Origin of the sequence: Photobacterium profundum (genome assembly GCF_003026285.1) — a bacterium.
Taxonomy (GTDB): Bacteria; Pseudomonadota; Gammaproteobacteria; order Enterobacterales; family Vibrionaceae; genus Photobacterium; species Photobacterium profundum.
In genome coordinates, this window is record NZ_PYOD01000011.1 from 26,083 (window position 1) to 44,167 (window position 18,085).

Consider the following 18,085-nt stretch of genomic DNA (forward strand, 5'->3'; position numbering starts at 1 on the left):
TGGTATTTGCTGTCAGTGTTATTCATATGAAACTGACAGCTAGTTATTTCATTGGATAATATCGTTATCGCATAGATTAATTCGCATGAGCTGGACACGCTTTTTCAAAGCGAGCATTATCTTCCCAACGTAACAATGTCATGCTATTTCCCCAGACACACCCCGTATCGAGCCCAATGACTTTCTCATCTTCATGACCACATAATGCAGCCCAATGACCAAAGATTATTTTTTTATCTAATACTTGGTGACGTGGAAGATCAAACCAAGGTACAAGTTCGCCTATGTCAGGATCGTTAGGGGATAATTTACATGCCATATCCAATCGTCCATCAGGGTAGCAAAAGCGCATCCGAGTAAGGGCATTAATCGTAAAACGGTATCGTTCAATCCCAATGAGTTCGTTAGACCAAAAATCTGGACCACAGCCATACATATTTTTTAGCAGCCAAAGGTAGTCATCGGATTGTAAACAGACTTCCACTTCACGGGCGTATTGTTGCGTTTGCGATAAGTTCCATTGAGGTGGAATCCCCGCATGTGACATGGCAAAAGGTAATGTTGGATGGTTAGCAAAAAGGGGTTGTTTACGCAGCCACTCGAGCAATTCTACTGAGTCTGGCGCGTCTAAAATGGCTTGAATTTTATCTTTCTTTTTTGGTTTGGTAATACCGTTAGCTGTCGCTAATAAATGCAGGTCATGATTGCCTAAAACAATGGTAGCGGAGCGATCTAAACCTTTCACAAAACGTAATGTTTCTAGCGACTTTGGCCCTCTCGCGACGAGATCTCCAGCCAACCACAGTTCATCATGTTTAGGGTTAAATTTAGCTTGTTCAAGAAGATAAAGAAGATCGTCTAAACAACCTTGGATATCACCGACAAGGTAGGTTGCCATACAATTCCTTAATGGAGAATATTGGGTATTGCTAACCTAAACGGAGATACTTCAGCTTTAAAGGTCTCACCATCTTCAGTGTCCATGACGTAGTGACCTTGCATTACACCAAGTGGTGTTTCAATGATCGTACCGCTGGTATAAGTATATTCTTCGTTCATCTTTATTTCTGGTTGGTCGCCAACCACGCCTTCACCTTCAATCACGAGCCGTTTCCCATTTGCATCGGTTATTAGCCAATAACGGCTTAGTAATTTGGCAGAACCTTTTCCTAGGTTTCTAATCGTAATGGTATATGAGAAAACATAACGCTGATTGTCAGGTTCAGATTGTTCCTCAATATAATGAGTAACGACATTGCATTTAATTGTTGGGGGGGAATTCGCGCTCAAGATAGTGCTTCCTTTCTTCTGGCGGAGGTAACGATTTATCTCATAGCTATTTAGAACAGTATCTGTAAAGACAGAAAACTGAGCTAAATAGCTATGAGCCGAGGAATAGTAAAATGTATCGCTGAGTGCATGATACTTTCCCTCGTTGTTTTATGCGTTTTGGTGATTCGCATCTAACCAGTTTGCCATCTTAACAAACTGTTGCAGAGTAATATTCTCTGGACGTAGTCCAGGGTTTACGCCTAAGTGCTCTAACTGTTCAACGGTTAATAGTGCTTTGTAGCAGTTACGAATCGTTTTACGACGCTGATTAAAGCCTTCACGACAAACACGGTCTAGCCACTTAAGGTTAGTACATGGGTGTGGTAATACTTCATATGGCGTTAAACGAACAACGGCAGAATCCACTTTTGGTGCTGGTGTAAATGATTCTGGCGGTACTTCTAATACCGGTGTTACTCGGCTGTAGTACTGTGCCATTACCGTTAAGCGTCCATAGGCTTTACAGCCAGGACCCGCAGCCAAACGGTTCACCACTTCTTTTTGCAACATAAAGTGCATATCTTCCACATGTTCGTGGAAAGTGAAAAGGTGAAACATCAACGGTGTTGAGATGTTGTAAGGCAAATTACCAAAAATACGCAATTTATTATTTGGTTTAATAAGTTGCGTGAAGTCGAAGCGCATTGCATCGCCTTCATAAATCGTTAACTTATCAGCCAAATCTGGATGATGACGTAAACGCTTAGCAAGGTCGCGATCGAGCTCTATAACTGAGAACTTATCTACAAGCCTACCAACAGGTTCAGTAATTGCACCAAGGCCAGGGCCAATTTCTACCAGGTTTTGACCTGGTAGTGGGTTGATCGACGAAACAATACCGTCAATGATGTATGGGTCATTCAAAAAATTCTGGCCAAAGCGCTTACGGGCGCGGTGACCTAGGTGGACTTGATCGCTGCTCATGCTTGTTTTTCTACCAATTCGAGGGCGTGCGATAGCGCTGTCCAAAGGCTACCGATATCCGCCTGTCCAGTACCTGCGAGTTCCAGTGCGGTACCATGATCTACTGACGTTCTGATGAAGGGCAGACCTAGCGTAATGTTGACCGCTTTACCAAAGCCTTTATATTTCAGCACTGGTAGCCCTTGATCGTGATACATAGCTAATACAGCATCTGCATCGGCTAAATATTTTTCATTGAAGATTGTATCTGCAGGTAATGGACCTACTAGATTCATGCCTTCTTGTTGGCGAAGTTTATCGAGAGCCGGAGTAATCACTTCGATTTCTTCCCGCCCTAAACATCCATCTTCACCCGCATGTGGATTTAAGCCACAAACGTAAATTGTTGGATTTTCGATCCCAAACTTACTGACTAAATCAGCATGCAATATTCGGGTTACTTGTTGTAAACGGTCTTCAGTTACCGCTTGAGATACATACGCCAAAGGAATATGTGTCGTCACTAATGCGACGCGTAATCCTTCTGTTGCCAACATCATAACAACTTGCGCAGTATTCGCTTGCTGAGCGAAAAACTCAGTGTGACCACTAAAAGATACCCCTGCGCGGTTAATCACACCTTTATGAACAGGTCCTGTTACTAGTGCTGCAAATTCACCACTTAAACAACCTTGTGCGGCATGCTCTAATGTTTGCAGTACGTAGTGACCATTTTGTTCATTTAACTCACCAGTAATAACGGGCGCGTTTAATTCGTGATTAGCTACAACCAAAGTACCAGCCTGATGTGGCTGCGCTGGAAGTGTAGCATCGTAGTGCTTCACTTCTAACGGTAATCCCAATTGGGCTGCACGTTCTACCATAAGCTGAGCGTTAGCACAAATAACAAGCTCGTGTGACCAAGCATGTTGGGCTAATGCGAGGATTAAATCTGGACCAATTCCAGCGGGTTCACCAGGGGTAATAACAATGCGTTTAACCTTGGTCATCATTTGTTCCTAGTTGTTCGATGTAAGCACCTGCGCGTAATTCTTGTAACCATGCTTGCGCTTCTTCATTAAATTTACGGCTAAAGAGAATGCGATAAGCGCGGTTTTTCACTGCTGCATCGGTACGATCGACATTACGGCGCTCAAGCACTTCTACGATGTGCCAACCATGAACCGTTTTGAATGGTTCACTGATGGTACCTTTAGGTAGTGTTTCTACTTTATCTTTAAACTCAGGTACGTATAGATCCGGTGTTTGCCAACCTAGTTCACCACCGTTTGCTGCAGAGCCTGGATCGGAACTCAATTTTTGAGCTTCATCAGCAAAGGTCTGTCGCCCCGCTAAGATGTCTTGGCGGGCTTTTTCTAACTGACGTTTTGCCCCGTCATCACTTAAAATAACCGACGTTTTAATTAGAATATGGCGTGCATTGACCTCTGTGACAGAAACCGTTTCTAAGCCTTTTACATCATTTACTTTAATGATGTGATAGCCAACACCGCTGCGGAAAGGGCCAATAATCGCGCCTTTGCCATTAGATTTTATTTGGTCAGCAAAAATGGTCGGCATTTCTTCTTGGCGCATCCAGCCCCATTCTCCACCTTGTAGAGCTTTAGGCCCTTTAGAGTAGCTGTAGGCGAGGTTGGCGAAGTCTGCACCATTTTTCAACTCATCAACAAGTTGTTGGGCTTGTTGTTGGGTTTCTTCGCGCTGTACTTTTGTTGCCCCTTCTTCAACTCGTAATTGGATATGACTAATATTGAATTGAACTGTTTGTAATGTTTGCTTGTTGAGTTGCTCAGCTAGCATATCAACTTCTTGCGGTAAAATATTGATACGACGACGCACTTGAATAGTACGAGCTTCACTTGCGGTCATATCACGACGCATTTGCTCGCGAAAGATAGAGTAAGATATTCCACTTTTCTCTAGCTCTTGCTGAAGTTGAGGAATAGTGAGTTCACGTTCTTTGGCTATTTCAGCGACGGCTTGATCAAGTCGAGTATCGTCAATACGAATACCAAATTGCTCTGCTTGCTGCAGCTGCAGTGTTTCAATGATCAGCTTTTCCATGACCTGTTCAGTCAATAAAGCATTATCAGGTAGCGGTTGATTCTGCTCTGCGGCATTGATGCGCACCGTTTGCAGCATCGCATTGACATCACTTTGCAAGATCACACTGTCATTGACGAGTGTCACAACTTTATCAAGTTCCTTGGGAGCAGCCATACTGCTTGCCGCCAAGCTCCAGATTGCTATACCTAGCAAAGAAATTTTCCACTTTTTCATCTACGTTCCATCTATTTTTGCAATTACGAATCAGTTCGTAATTGAATTAATTATTTAAAGAAAATGAATTGCCGTACGACATCGCATTACTCGTATCACTGGTTGCACCAAATGGTTTCGCCCCTTGTAAACCAAGCAGGCTGAAGGTGAGTGATACGTTATTGTCGTATTCGGTATTACTTAAACCTAATGAACTTGAAGCATACTTGTTGTACGTCAAACCGATTAACCAACAAGCTGAACGGTATGTTAGACCAACTTGACCTTCGACCATCTTGTTGACATTCAAATCATGGAAGTAATCAGCACGTACGCTGATTCCGCCGTGTAATGGGAACCCAGTCGAAAGCCCCAACTGAGATATGCCGTCTTGCTCATCGTTATCAGTTGAGTTAGGGTTGGCAACGTATTTATCTAAATAGCTACTCGATACATAGCGGTAGTTGGGCTGGATATACACCCCATTCTCTCGGTATTCAATCGCCCCGTTGGCAATTTGCACTTCTTTATCGCTGGCATCATATTGCATTGAGCCTTTCAAGAAGAGCCAGTCATCATAATTAAATTCCGTTTCAAGGGCGGTGGCTGAATAGCTTTCTGCTTCGTCATCCACTGTTGGTTTGTCGATATAGAATATCTGACCTAAGGAAAGGGTAAATCGTTCCTTAAAGTTACCATCAAAATAGCGTGTTGATGCACCGACTGTGAATTGATTCGCAGGGGCGACGTAATCGACACTGCTGTAGGTTTTATCACTGAACAGACCATAGTAATCTTGTTGTAAACGGGTGCTGTCGTAACCACCAACATTATTGTTATTGTCATCTTTATCATCGACAGGGTTATAAATACCTTCCTGGTCGACATTCTGAACATACAGATATTGAATTTGAGGCTCTAAGCTTTGGGTGTAATTTTGCCCCCAAATCGATGTATCACGTTCTAGGTATAAGCCACTGTGAATACGCGCCGTAGGAATAGTTCGTGATACTGTTTCTTCTATTCCGTCACGAGAGTAGCTTTTAAGATCTTGATTATAATAAGTATAAAGTAATTTTGCTTCAGAGGTTAACGACCACCAAGGTGTTGCGAACGGTAAAGTTAATGCCGGTTCAAGATGAACACGCGTCGCGTCTGGTTTATTTGCATCATCGTTGGCAAAGCTACTGATGCTACTGGCCATCGAAAAATCTAACTCGTAGGGTAGATTAGGGCGGTAATAGTTAAACTCGAGCTGCGGCATTAAACGGTATTGTGAACCTTGGCCGGTTTCGGTCAGCGGTTGGAAGTCACGTACCCGCAGGGTTGAATCCCAATATTGCTCGCGGTAAGACACTTCAGCTGTTTGTAATAAGTTGTTGTCTTCACGGTTACCGATACTAGAATCAATATCAGTAAAATAGTCGAAATCACTGGTTTTACTGTAATCAACGTCAAACAACCAATGGCTTTTGTACGTACCATTGTGTGAATAGTTAAATGCCCAGCGAGAGTCGTTATCATCTGCAGCCTTATCGCTGGCGAGGTATTCGCCTTTCAGTGAGCCTTGGCCAAATTCTGTTAGATAACGGAAATCAGTATTAAGCTGCAGTCCACGATTACTCATGTACTTTGGCGTTAAGGTTAAATCGTAGTTGGGGGCTATATTCCAATAAAATGGGGTCTCAAACTCGAAACCATCACGCGAACCATAACTGACTGATGGGTATAAAAAACCTGTTAAACGTTCTTTGCCAACCGGAACACGAAGGTACGGTAAATAGAATACGGGCACATCAAGCACTTCAAAACGGGCATTGTATAGATTAGCAAAAGGTGAATCGCCTTCTCGCTCCAATGTGGTTGCAGAGAAACGCCAACTTTTATCGTCAGCAGGACAAGTGGTGTAAGTACCATCTTTCATGCGATAAAATTGTGTACCTTGAGCGTGTGTTTTGGTGATTCTTCGTGCTTCACCACGTCCAGGTTCACAGGTTAGATTATACACCGCGTGATCCATTTCAGAATCTTCGGTATCGAGATCGCTTTGTAAGCGTTCAGAGTCGACTTCCAGCGTACCGTCATGAAAATAGACGTTGCCTTCAGCGACGACAATATTTTCAGGTTGACGAAGAGATGCCTGATCGGCCGCGATGGTACGGTTTCCTTGCTGTACAACGACATCACCCGTGTAGGTGACTTTTGTTTTGTCGAGAGCTTCTGCGTGATCGGCTGTGACTTTTATGGGGTCATTGTTGGGATCTGTCGAGCGATCTTGAGGCGCAATACAAACACCACGCACTAACTCGATCTCATCCACGTTGTCACTGGTTAGAGCAAGCTCATCATTGACATCTTCGCTTAATTTATTATTTTCATTTGCCATAGCCGGACCATACAGCGCGAGGCTGATCATGGTGGCTAGTAAGCTGCGGGAGGTTAATGACATCTGGTTAACATTCCTGTCTCAGTTTATGGCGCATAGCTATTTGGTTGCGCTTTTTACAAGCATTCCCGATAAATGACAGCTATCATAATGCAAATTTATCTCGACGGCATCTTTTCAAGCCACAGTGTCGAGTAAACCTTGAATAAATTTAACAAATTACCAGAGAGTATAGAATGCAGATGTGGGGCAAAATTCTAGGCGCATTTTTTGGTTTCCTTCTTGGTGGTCCGTTTGGATTGCTATTAGGTCTGTTTTTAGGACATAAGTTCGATAAGGCACGAAGAAATGTTTATCGTGGCGGCGGCTTTGGTGGTTTTGGCACCAGCCGAGCGAACAGTGAGGAACGTCAAGCCGAATTCTTTTATGCTGGCTTTGCTGTTATGGGTCATATGGCAAAAGCCAAAGGACATGTAACAGAAGAAGAAATTCGTGTTGCCAGTGCCATTATGGATCGGATGAATTTGCATGGCGAAGCTCGTCGTCAGGCACAAAATGCATTTCGTGAAGGCAAAGAAGATGCATTCCCTCTAGAGGAAACTTTAGCAAAGGTCCGTCAAAATTGTGCGGGGCGAGCCGATTTACTGCAATTCTTCTTAGAGTTGCAAATTCAAGCAGCATTTGCTGATGGCTCGTTGCACCAGAATGAACGCCAGCTATTACATGTTATTGCGCGTAGTTTAGGTTTCTCTGAGCGTCAGTTAGAGCAGCGTTTACACATGCAAGAAGCGGCATTTCGTTTTCAGCAAGGTGGATTTAATCAGCAGCATGGTGGTGGGTTTAACCAAGCACCAACGCGAGATCAACTCGCAGATGCCTATGAAGTCTTAGGTGTAACGGAAAGTGCAACGTCGCAAGAAGTAAAACGTGCCTACCGTAAACAAATGAATGAACATCATCCTGATAAGCTTGCAGCAAAAGGGTTACCACCAGAAATGATGGAAATCGCTAATCAAAAAGCGCAAGAGCTTCAAGCGGCTTACGATATGATCCGTAAAGAAAAAGGCTTTAAGTAATAGACTTTAATCAACGGTGTAGCAAATCAACAGTATGGTTATTAACGAATATAACCTGAAAAACGAGAGCCTTTAGCTCTCGTTTTTTTTGAATATAGAACCTTTAAGTGAAAAGGTTAGACTAGGTTTTGAGGCTTGCCTGCGACGTAGGCATTCATATTGTCAATTAATTGATTGGCTAGTGTTTGAATGGCAGAGTCTGAACCCCAAGCGACATGCGGGGTTAGAATAAGGTTGGGTAAATCGGCGTTGGCAATTAAAGGATTGCTCATATCTGCAGGCTCTTGGGTAAATACATCGACTCCAGCCCCCGCAATATCACCATTCTTTAATGCATCCACTAATGCGTCTTCATCGACTAATCCACCACGACCTGCGTTAATCAAAATACTATTGGGTTTCATACGATTGAATTCATTGCTGCCGATCAGGTTTTGAGTGTGTTCACTTAATGGGCAATGTAAAGTCACGACATCTGCATGAGCGATGACTTCATTAAAAGGCCTGTAGCCGTCTCTACAGGTTTCTTTGTCTTTATGCTCCGCGTACAACACATCCATACCTAACGCTTTAGCTAGCTTTGCTACAGCTTGTCCTAAGCCTCCATTACCAATGATTCCTAGCGTAGATCCCGAAATATCAGAAATAGGGTGGGTAAAAAAGCAAAATTGCTTCTTCTGTTGCCAAACACCTGCTTGGATATCTTGGTGATACCCCATCAGGTTTCTTTTTAAGGCGAACATCATGGCGATCACATGCTCTGGCACTGAATCTGTTGCGTACCCTCGAATGTTTGCCACCGTAATGTTGTGCTGGTGGCAGTACGCTAAATCGACATTGTTTGTACCTGTTGCAGAGATCGCGATCATTTTCAGTTGAGGTAATTGGCTCAATACATCGGCATCAAGAATGACTTTATTAGCGATCGCGATAGTCGCATGTTGCAGGCGTTGAATGACTTGCTCGGGTTTTGTTGTCGCAAATTCTTGCCATTCATGAGGGAAATTAGGCGATGGTAGTTGAATATGCTTGGGGATGGTCGCACGATCGAGAAAGACTATTTCTTGAGTGAGGGGTGTTTCAGAGACTGACGGTTGTTCAATGGATGAATGGTTTTTCATGGGAGCAAATCCGATTTGATCGTAATGAATGGTGAATAATTCATATTAAGACCAAATCTGGATGAACTCACAAGGCTTGATATTATTTTTCTTGATCTGCTGAGAGGAATTCGATGGTTTTCATCGGCACATCAGGAAATAACTCACAGGGTGCAAAAAAGTGAATGGGATCTTTGGTGCCAGGGTGCGTAAAAGCAATTTCGGCGGCATGTAAATGAAGACGATCAGCAATCGCATTTGCTTCGTCATTGGCATAAAACTCATCACCAATTATTGGATGACCTAAAGCTTGCATATGTACACGAAGCTGGTGTGAGCGACCTGTGATAGGGTGTAAACGAACTAGTGTGGTCTGCGCTTCACGAGCAACTACTTCGTAATGCGTTACTGATGGTTTTCCATCTTCGTAACAAACTTTTTGTTTAGGTCTATTCGGCCAATCACAAATCAAGGGTAAATCAACCGTCCCCGTGTCTTGGTCAGGATGTCCCCATATGCGGGCATAATAGACTTTTTGGGTAGCACGTTCGCGAAACTGTGCATGCAAATGACGTTCAGCATCTTTGTTTACCGCCAACATAATCAAACCCGAAGTCGACATATCAAGGCGATGGACAATGTGTGCTTCTGGGTAATCACGTAAAACACGGCTATACACACTGTCGTAATGTTCTGGATTCCGACCAGGATTAGATAGCAAGCCAGACGGTTTATTTAGCATGATAATGTCTTCATCATGATGAAGAATATCTAACCAAGGATCAGTGGGTGGGTGGTAGTCTAAATGCGGTAACGGTTTCATTATTTACTCTGAAAAATAGAGGTAATTAAATACAAAAGCCGCGTCAGAATAGACTGGTACACGGCTTTTGAACCTAGATTAAAAGGGGTGCATTAGTTATGGCTAACAACAATGAGACGTAATGAATCCAGTTGTATTTGTGCTTTACCAATGTAACCCGTGAGATCTTGAATTTGGCTTTCAATTAGCTCTAATTCATCATCTCGAATATTAGGGTTCACCGCTTTTAATGCCTGAAGACGGTTTAATTCAGCTTGTAGGCTATTTTCCATTTCAGCCTGTGCAGATTCGCGAACGGTCACCAATTCTTTGGCGACTTCTTGCTCTGCTTGAGCAATTAAAACGTGAATCTCTTTCTGTACTGAATTAACAAGCTTGCTTGCAAGGTGACGATTTACCGGGCTTAACTGGCGGTTGAAACCTTCAAATGCGACTTTGTTTGAGAGGTTGCTACCTTTCGCATCCAGCAAAATTCGGATTGGTGTTTTCGGTAAGAATCGACCAATTCCTGATGATTTTGGTGCTTGTGCATCAACCACGTAAACCATTTCGAGCAGTAACGTTCCGGCAGGCAATGCTTTATTTTTCAATAACGAGACGGCTGTAGCACCAACGCCTTCAGATAGCAGTAAATCAATACCACCTTGAATCATTGGGTGTTCCCAGCTAATGAAGTGCAAGTCTTCACGTGATAGCGCTGTTTCACGATCAAAGGTGATAGTACAACCGTCATAAGGTAAGCCTGGGTAGCTTGCTACCATCATGTGCTCAGAAGGGGTCACGACAATGGCGTTTTCACCTTTATCATCTTGATTCAAACCAATGGTATCAAATAAACCCAGAGAGAAAGCAACAAGGTTGGTATCGCCATCTTTTGATGATATTTTCGTCACGAGCTCATTGGCAGCATCACCACCGTTTGAGTGGATCTCTAACAGACGGTCACGACCTTGGTCTAGTTTCGATTTCAACTCGAAGTGCATTGCTGCACTTTTTTCAATCAAGTTTTCTAGATCTGCAGGTTCATGTTTTTCACATGCTAATAGCGCTATTAGATCGTCACTGACGGCTTCATAGACAGCACGGCCAGTAGGACAAGTTTCTTCAAAAGAGTTTAACCCTTCGTTGTACCAGTGCGCTAGCAAAGCTTGAGACGTACCTTCTAGGTGCGGCACATGAATTTCAATATCACGCTGCTGACCAATACGGTCAAGGCGGCCAATACGCTGTTCAAGTAAGTCAGGGTTATTCGGTAAATCAAACATTACTAGCTGATTTGCGAATTGGAAGTTACGTCCTTCAGAGCCGATCTCAGAACACAATAAGACCTGAGCACCGTCATCTTCTTGTGCGAAGTAAGCTGCTGCTTTGTCACGTTCGATAATCGACATGCCTTCATGGAACACTGTCGCACGAATACCTTCACGCTCACGTAATGCTTGCTCTAGGGTTAAGGCTGTTTGTGCGCGAGAACAAATCACGAGAACCTTCTCGTTACGGTTTGCTTTTAGCATATCCAGCAACCAGTTTACACGCGGGTCAAAGTTCCACCATGTTGCTGACTCACCTTCGAATTCTTGATAAATATCTTCAGGGTAAAGCAGTTTTATGGCTTTTTGTTCAGTCGATATAGAGCCTGACATCATGCTAGAAACACGCATCGCCGTTTTATATTGCGAAGGCAGTTCTAACGGGTACATGTTGAGATGACGTTCAGGGAACCCTTTAATCGCAGCACGTGTATTTCGGAACAATACGCGACCTGTACCATGGCGATCCATCAAACTATCAATTAACTCATGACGCACGGTTTGCGCGTGTTCATCATCAACATCGCTAGATTCGATAAGACGAAGCTTTGGCTCAATATCTTGTTCTGACAGTAAATCGATTAACGTTTTTCTGGCGTCATCATCGATTTTCTCACCAGAAAGTAAACGAGTGACGGCTTCTGCCACAGGGGCGTATTGGCGCTCTTCTTCAACAAAGGTTTCGTAATCATAAAAACGGTCAGGATCGAGTAAACGTAAACGAGCAAAGTGACTTTCACGACCGAGTTGTTCTGGTGTTGCCGTTAGCAGTAAGACGCCGGGTGTTGCTTCCGCTAATGCTTCAACTACTTGGTACTGGCGGCTTGGCTTATCTTCACTCCACTCTAAGTGGTGTGCTTCATCGACAACTAATAAATCCCAATCGGCATCTTGTGCTTGTTCGAAACGACGGCGACTTTTACGCAAGAAATCTAACGAACATAAGACGTATTGAGCAGTCTCAAATGGGTTAGTTGCATCTGCAAGTGATTCGACGCAACGTTCTTCATCAAAAATAGAGAAGTGTAAGTTGAAGCGACGCATCATTTCGACAAGCCATTGATGTTGAAGCGTTTCAGGTACAACAATCAGAATGCGTTCAGCACGCCCTGCAAGCACTTGCTGATGGATGATCATACCGGCTTCAATCGTTTTACCTAACCCCACTTCATCTGCGAGTAATACACGGGGTGCGTAACGTCGACCCACTTCATGCGCGATGAATAACTGGTGAGGAATTAAACCTGCACGCATACCACACAGACCACGTAATGGGCTCTTATGCTGTTCATATTGATTGGTAAGAGCGCGGTAGCGTAAGGCAAAACGATCCATACGATCGATTTGACCCGCAAATAATTTATCTTGTGGTTTGTTAAAGCGGATTTGGTGACTTAGGAAGATTTCACGTAACTTTACGTTTTCTTCATCAGTGTCCGTACGTGTTCCAATATAAGTAAAAAGACCGCCATTTTCTTCGACGATTTTTACCTCTAGTGACCAGCCGTCATGGCTTTCAACTACATCACCAACATTAAACATTACACGGGTAACTGGAGCATCACTTCGTGCATACAGGCGGCTCTCTTCACAGGCGGAGAACATTATGGAAACTGTTCGCTTATCTTCAGCAACAACGGTACCTAAACCTAAATCACTTTCAGTATCACTGATCCAACGTTGGCCCAAAGTAAATGGCATAGTAGTAAAAGCCTTCTAATTATTTGATATATCGGAGAATGTGTAACCCGGCACGAATTTTTTTTTGGTCTACACTGGTATTAAGTGTAAGCCAGAATCCGCTACGGTAAAAAAGGGAAGTAATGGTACTGCATGATGTGAGTAAGGTCACGGTGAAAGTGATCAATCCACCTTACAGTTTTTATTGTCACATTTATTTAAAATCTCCGGTCTTTAATAGTAACTACAAAATTTAGATTATTAACAATAGTCATTTTGGCTTACGCTTTAAGAGTGATAGTAATTTGATTGCTATCAGACTGTTACCAAGGAGGTGCTTATGGACGATTATGAACGGAAAATCTTTGTACTAGATACGAATATTCTACTTCACGAACCTCTCGCTATTTATTCATTTCAAGAACACGATGTTGTCATTCCAATGACCGTGCTGGAAGAGTTAGACCGTATCAAAGACAGTAAGCGAGATGTCTCTCGTGACGCTCGTGTTGCCATTCGGGCGTTAGAAGATATTTTCCACGACGCAACCCCAGAACAAATATCGGCCGGTATTCCATTCACTAACCAAGTAGGCAAAAAAGGCACGGTTGCGATATTTGCTGATTATGAAATAAAACAAACGGTTCAGGCTTTTTCTGATAAAGCGGGTGATAACCGTATTCTTAATGGTGTTTTATATTTACAAGAGCAGCATGCCCCTCGTGATGTTGTGCTGGTAACGAAAGACATTAATATGCGCTTACGTGCCAAAGGTGCGGGGGTCTGTCATGTGGATGATTATCGTTCTGATCAGCTAATTGATGATATTAAGTTACTGACGAAAGGTTTTCATCGTTTTGAAGGGCGTTTTTGGGAAGGTGTTGCGGAGTGCCATTCTGAAAATAGAGGACGTTCAACGGTACACACATTACCGAGTAATCTATTTGAAGCTCCGTTTATTAATCAATACTTATTAGACGATGGCGGTGATTTTACTGGTCGAATCCAAAGTATTGATGATGATAGCGTTACCGTTAAAGATATTGGTCATGATCGGTTGATGCACCGTCAAGCATGGGGAATCCACCCTAAAAATGTGTATCAAGGTATGGCGCTTGATGCCATGTTAGATCCCGACATTGATTTAGTGATCCTTACTGGCCCTGCGGGCTGTGGTAAAACTATATTGGCGATGGCGGCCGCGCTTGAGCAGGTCATTGAAAAAGGCATGTATGACAAGATAATTGTTACACGTAATACGCCGGAAATAGCCGAGTCGATTGGCTTCTTACCCGGCACTGAAGAAGAAAAAATGATGCCATGGTTAGCGGCGGTAACCGATACTATGGAAGCATTACATAAAAATGATGTGTGTACTGATGGCTCAATGAAATATATTTTTGATAAAGCCAATATTCAGTTCAAATCGATAAACTTCATGCGTGGTCGCTCTATTCAGAATGCGTTTGTATTACTGGATGAATGCCAGAATTTAACTGCCTCTCAAATTAAAACCATCATCACCCGATGTGGTGAAGGCACCAAGCTGGTCTGCTCGGGGAACTTAGCGCAGATCGATTCCAGTTATCTTTCACCCGTTACCTCGGGTCTTACCTATATTGTTGAACGCTTTAAGAATTTTGAAGGTAGTGCCAATATCTACCTTAACGGGGTCGTCCGCAGTCGTCTTGCTGAATTTGCGGAAGAAAATCTTTAATACTCTCAACGTTTCTTATTTAAAATCCTAAATATTGTGTTAAAGCTTCATCTTTTGGCTCACCCAGCACTTGTTGGGTTGGGCCAAACACGCGAATTTGTCCATTATGAATAAAAGCACATTTGTTCGATATTTTTAGCGCATCTTCTGGGCTATGAGTGATCATTAATACGGTGATTTTTTGCTCTCGTGCAATATGTTTGACCAACTCCAGCATTTCTTTTCTCAATGCGGGATCCAACGCCGAAAAAGGTTCATCCAGTAATAACAACGGGCGCTGGCGAATTAAACAACGCGCTAATGCGACGCGTTGCTTTTGACCGCCAGAAAGTTGTTCCGGCAAACGGTCAAGGTACTTACTGACCCCGACTCTTGAGGCAGCCACCACAATATTCTCTTTCTCTTGGTGTGATAACTTTAATCCTGGATGAATACCTAAACCGATATTTTCAAATACTGTTAAGTGTGGGAATAAATTATGTTCTTGAAATAACATCGATAACGGACGTTCGGCAGGTGCTTGTGTGGTGATGAGGCTACCGTTGAGGTGCAGTTCACCGCTATCTGGTTTAAGAAAACCTGCAACCATGGCAAGCAATGAACTTTTACCTGCACCACTGGGGCCGATTAACGCGATGATATCGCCTTTATTGGCGATAAGATCGAAAGACATCAATAATGATTCATTGTGAGAGGCATTCCCCTGATGGGTATAGCAATGATTTAGTTGATCGAGCTGTATCATGATCGTATTCACTTATCGATGTCCTGCTTTAGTGCTTTTAAACGGATTACGGTGAGAGTTCTGTGCTTTAGGGCTGCTTATCAATGCGTATTCGACGAGGCTAAATAATCCTAAGCTCAGCAGTAGTAATAGCAAAGCAGCAACAGCCGCAGCGTCCATTTGATAACTACCCAGTAACTGGAATAAATACAGGGGCAACGTTTGGAAATCTTGGCTACCAAACAAAGCGATTGCGCCTAAATCACCTAACGATAAAACAAAACCAATGGCTAATGCCTGTGCGATGGGTTTACGTAAGGCTCGCCACTCTACCAACTTCAGGCGTGACAGGCCGCTCATTCCAAGGCTGTGGCATAAAGGATTATATTGTTGAGCAACGTGCAACATGGGTTGGCTTAAGGTCTTAATCACATAGGGTAGTGCCATCAATGCATTCACTGTAACTACCACCCAGAATGCTGTCGCAAAGACATCGGTATATTGGCGTAGCAAAAGAAATATTCCCGTACTCAACACCAGGCTAGGTGTGACTAAAATCATAGTGCCAAGCAACTCTATACCATCAGCTTTAAATTTCTGTTGCTGGATCCGCCAATGTCGGCTGGCTAATAAAATAGCGATACCCGCAGAGGTTGCAAAAAAACACGCCAACATGGCAATTTTTAATGAATTAGTCACAGCTTGCCACAATGCTGGTTGGCTTAATTGTTGAAATAGTTGGCTGTTTAAGCCAGCCCCAATAACGGCCAAAAGTGGTGGGATCACTAACAATAAAACGCAGCTAATCCAGAAGCCATCCCAGATTTTTTCATATTTGCTATCGGTGTAATTCTGTGGCGATTGTTCTATTGAGCCTGACAACGTTGAAAGGGGTTTAGTAAAGCGTTGAGTAAACAAGACTAAGCTACAGCAAATCAACATTTGCCAAATGGCAAGAATAGCGCCAGCTGCTAAATCAAAGTCGTAGCGTAATGCTTGATAAATCGCGAGCTCAATGGTGGTGGCTTTTGGCCCACCACCCAACGACATAATAACGGCGAAGCTGGTAAAGCACAGCATGAACACTAAGCCTATTACATGGGGCATTTGCTGACGTAAACGTGGCCAAGCAATGAAACGGAATTTATTCCAACCGGTTAAGCCTAAATGGGCGGCAAGCTTATGTTGTTCGGCTGGAATACCTTCGAGGCTTTGTAATAATAAACGGGTTGCTAGCGGTAAATTTAAGAAAACATGCGCAAGTAAAATACCGTTTAAGCCGTAGATACTAAAGGGAAGCGGTTGGTCGATTAAACCAAAAAGTTCAGCCAATAAGCCACTTTTTCCATAAATGGCGAGCAAGCCAAAGACTGCGACCAACACGGGAATAACTAAGGTCATCGCAAATAAACGGAGCAACAAGTTACGCCCAACAAATTGGCGACGTGATAAGGCATAAGCAATGGGTATCGCAGGGATCAGGCTTAATACTGTAGAGAGAAATGCCTGAGTAAAACTGAATACAGTGACATGTCGAAGATAAGGATCCTGCCAAATAAGGAAAGGGTTCAACTCGGATGCTTGGCTGATCAATGCTGCAATAGCACTGATCACCAACAGAAGAATCAATCCGGCGCTGAATACGCCGGGAAGTGTGGTGCTAAAACGGTTATTCATCATTGGGTTAATGCTTGCTGCCATTCACGGATCCACGAGCGGCGCTGTGCTGCAACTTCATCTGCATTGAACTCAAGTGCTTGTGCTGGTACGGTTAATTGATTGAAACCATCTGGCAGTGCTTGCTTGGTAACTGGATACATCCAGTTACCCGTTGGCATGGCTGATTGAAAATCATCACTCAAAATGAATGCCATAAATTGATCGGCAAGTTTCGGATTGTTTGCCGCTTTTAGCTTAGCCGCGACTTCCACCTGCATATAATGACCTTCGCTAAAATTAGCCGCTTTATATTTCGCGTCTTTTTCTGCAATGATGTGGTAAGCCGGTGAGGTGGTGTAAGACAGCACCATGTCAGATTCACCTTTAAGGAACATATTATATGCTTCAGACCAACCTTTGGTGACTGTTACGGTATTTTTTGCCAGCTGTTGCCATGCTGCAGGGGCTTTATCACCGTATACTGATTTCATCCATAACATCAAACCTTGGCCGGGTGTCGAGGTACGAGGATCTTGGTAGATCACACTAATATCATCACGCTTTACTAATTCAGCTAAGCTTTTGGGTGGATTCGCTAGCTTTTCAGAATCGTAGACAAATGCAAAGTAGCCATAGTCATAAGGCACAAATGTTTTGTCTGTCCAGCCATTAGGTAGAATCACTTTGCTGGTATTGATGTTATGTTCCGCTAATAATCCAGTCTTTTTAGCTTCGGTCATTAAGTTGTTATCTAAGCCTAATAACACATCAGCCTTGGTGTTTTTACCTTCCAGACGCACGCGATTTAATATTGAAACACCATCATCTAATGCGACAAAATCGATAGTACAGTCGCATTGGGCTTCAAATGCTTTTTTGATTGTAGGGCCAGGGCCCCAATCTGATGCAAATGAGCTGTAGGTATATACCGTTAGGGTGTTGTCATTTGCTAGCGCTGGCATTGCAATTAACGCTAGAGATAATAGTGGTAGTGATTTTTTCAAGATACGCTCCTGATGCCCTTGCATCCTGCGAGGGGAAATATTTCAAATGCGCGTAGGGTGAGAAGGTATGAGCATCATGCTCTTACGTATG

The 18,085-nt window shown here is 43.3% G+C and carries 14 protein-coding genes; 2 read left to right on the top strand and 12 right to left on the bottom strand.

Annotated features, from left to right (window positions below; genetic code table 11):
• Positions 1-76 precede the first annotated feature (76 nt).
• The 6 genes from C9J48_RS20005 to lptD all read right to left on the bottom strand — a co-directional run bounded on the left by C9J48_RS20005 (position 77) and on the right by lptD (position 6,964).
• On the bottom strand, positions 77-898 hold the full coding sequence (locus C9J48_RS20005) for a symmetrical bis(5'-nucleosyl)-tetraphosphatase (RefSeq protein WP_006228386.1): 822 nt from the start codon (positions 896-898) through the stop codon (positions 77-79).
• An 8-nt stretch (positions 899-906) separates the two neighbouring features.
• Entirely contained in the window at positions 907-1,290 is a 384-nt protein-coding gene (gene apaG / locus C9J48_RS20010; protein WP_006228385.1) for a Co2+/Mg2+ efflux facilitator ApaG/CorD, read from the bottom strand.
• Positions 1,291-1,440: 150 nt separating this feature from the next.
• Positions 1,441-2,256, bottom strand: a complete 816-nt coding sequence (gene rsmA, locus C9J48_RS20015; protein ID WP_006228384.1) for a 16S rRNA (adenine(1518)-N(6)/adenine(1519)-N(6))-dimethyltransferase RsmA — start codon at positions 2,254-2,256, stop codon at positions 1,441-1,443.
• Entirely contained in the window at positions 2,253-3,245 is a 993-nt protein-coding gene (gene pdxA, locus C9J48_RS20020; protein ID WP_006228383.1) for a 4-hydroxythreonine-4-phosphate dehydrogenase PdxA, read from the bottom strand. The genes rsmA and pdxA overlap by 4 nt, the downstream gene beginning before the upstream one ends.
• A complete protein-coding gene (surA, locus tag C9J48_RS20025; protein WP_006228382.1) occupies positions 3,232-4,536 on the bottom strand; it encodes a peptidylprolyl isomerase SurA in 1,305 nt (434 codons plus the stop codon). The genes pdxA and surA overlap by 14 nt, the downstream gene beginning before the upstream one ends.
• 46 nt (positions 4,537-4,582) lie before the next feature.
• A complete protein-coding gene (lptD, locus tag C9J48_RS20030; protein WP_006228381.1) occupies positions 4,583-6,964 on the bottom strand; it encodes an LPS assembly protein LptD in 2,382 nt (793 codons plus the stop codon).
• 173 nt (positions 6,965-7,137) lie between these two features.
• On the opposite strand from lptD, the gene djlA reads away from it, so the two are divergent.
• Positions 7,138-7,977, top strand: a complete 840-nt coding sequence (gene djlA, locus C9J48_RS20035; RefSeq protein ID WP_006228380.1) for a co-chaperone DjlA — start codon at positions 7,138-7,140, stop codon at positions 7,975-7,977.
• Between the two features lie 116 nt (positions 7,978-8,093).
• On the opposite strand, the gene C9J48_RS20040 is transcribed toward djlA, so the two are convergent.
• The 3 genes from C9J48_RS20040 to rapA all read right to left on the bottom strand — a co-directional run bounded on the left by C9J48_RS20040 (position 8,094) and on the right by rapA (position 12,911).
• Positions 8,094-9,098: a D-2-hydroxyacid dehydrogenase gene (locus tag C9J48_RS20040; RefSeq protein ID WP_006228379.1), complete on the bottom strand. Its 1,005-nt coding sequence runs from the start codon at positions 9,096-9,098 to the stop codon at positions 8,094-8,096.
• Positions 9,099-9,180: 82 nt separating this feature from the next.
• Entirely contained in the window at positions 9,181-9,900 is a 720-nt protein-coding gene (rluA, locus tag C9J48_RS20045) for a bifunctional tRNA pseudouridine(32) synthase/23S rRNA pseudouridine(746) synthase RluA (protein WP_006228378.1), read from the bottom strand.
• Between the two features lie 92 nt (positions 9,901-9,992).
• Positions 9,993-12,911, bottom strand: coding sequence for an RNA polymerase-associated protein RapA (rapA, locus tag C9J48_RS20050; protein WP_006228377.1), 2,919 nt, complete (start codon positions 12,909-12,911; stop codon positions 9,993-9,995).
• Between the two features lie 319 nt (positions 12,912-13,230).
• Here rapA and C9J48_RS20055 point away from each other — a divergent pair, with 319 nt between their 5' ends.
• Positions 13,231-14,607 carry a PhoH family protein gene (locus C9J48_RS20055; protein WP_006228376.1) on the top strand — a complete coding sequence of 459 codons (1,377 nt, stop codon included), beginning with the start codon at positions 13,231-13,233 and terminating at the stop codon, positions 14,605-14,607.
• Positions 14,608-14,626: 19 nt separating this feature from the next.
• Here the strand turns inward: C9J48_RS20055 and thiQ are convergent, their stop codons facing one another.
• From thiQ to thiB, 3 genes are read right to left on the bottom strand one after another with little or no spacing between them, the layout of a single operon-like run.
• Positions 14,627-15,352, bottom strand: coding sequence for a thiamine ABC transporter ATP-binding protein (gene thiQ / locus C9J48_RS20060; protein WP_181320827.1), 726 nt, complete (start codon positions 15,350-15,352; stop codon positions 14,627-14,629).
• A 12-nt stretch (positions 15,353-15,364) separates the two neighbouring features.
• Complete coding sequence (thiP, locus tag C9J48_RS20065; protein ID WP_036802338.1) at positions 15,365-17,008, bottom strand: thiamine/thiamine pyrophosphate ABC transporter permease ThiP; 1,644 nt, start codon at positions 17,006-17,008, stop codon at positions 15,365-15,367.
• On the bottom strand, positions 17,008-17,994 hold the full coding sequence (gene thiB, locus C9J48_RS20070; RefSeq protein ID WP_006228373.1) for a thiamine ABC transporter substrate binding subunit: 987 nt from the start codon (positions 17,992-17,994) through the stop codon (positions 17,008-17,010). Before thiB ends, thiP begins: the two co-directional genes overlap by 1 nt.
• Positions 17,995-18,085: the final 91 nt, after the last annotated feature.

Coding starts and splice junctions, on each gene's coding strand:
- C9J48_RS20005 (WP_006228386.1), bottom strand. CDS start 898: ATGGCAACCTACCTTGTCGGTGATATCCAAGGTTGTTTAGACGATCTT.
- rsmA (WP_006228384.1), bottom strand. CDS start 2,256: ATGAGCAGCGATCAAGTCCACCTAGGTCACCGCGCCCGTAAGCGCTTT.
- pdxA (WP_006228383.1), bottom strand. CDS start 3,245: ATGACCAAGGTTAAACGCATTGTTATTACCCCTGGTGAACCCGCTGGA.
- surA (WP_006228382.1), bottom strand. CDS start 4,536: ATGAAAAAGTGGAAAATTTCTTTGCTAGGTATAGCAATCTGGAGCTTG.
- lptD (WP_006228381.1), bottom strand. CDS start 6,964: ATGTCATTAACCTCCCGCAGCTTACTAGCCACCATGATCAGCCTCGCG.
- djlA (WP_006228380.1), top strand. CDS start 7,138: ATGCAGATGTGGGGCAAAATTCTAGGCGCATTTTTTGGTTTCCTTCTT.
- C9J48_RS20040 (WP_006228379.1), bottom strand. CDS start 9,098: ATGAAAAACCATTCATCCATTGAACAACCGTCAGTCTCTGAAACACCC.
- rluA (WP_006228378.1), bottom strand. CDS start 9,900: ATGAAACCGTTACCGCATTTAGACTACCACCCACCCACTGATCCTTGG.
- rapA (WP_006228377.1), bottom strand. CDS start 12,911: ATGCCATTTACTTTGGGCCAACGTTGGATCAGTGATACTGAAAGTGAT.
- C9J48_RS20055 (WP_006228376.1), top strand. CDS start 13,231: ATGGACGATTATGAACGGAAAATCTTTGTACTAGATACGAATATTCTA.
- thiQ (WP_181320827.1), bottom strand. CDS start 15,352: ATGATACAGCTCGATCAACTAAATCATTGCTATACCCATCAGGGGAAT.
- thiP (WP_036802338.1), bottom strand. CDS start 17,008: ATGAATAACCGTTTTAGCACCACACTTCCCGGCGTATTCAGCGCCGGA.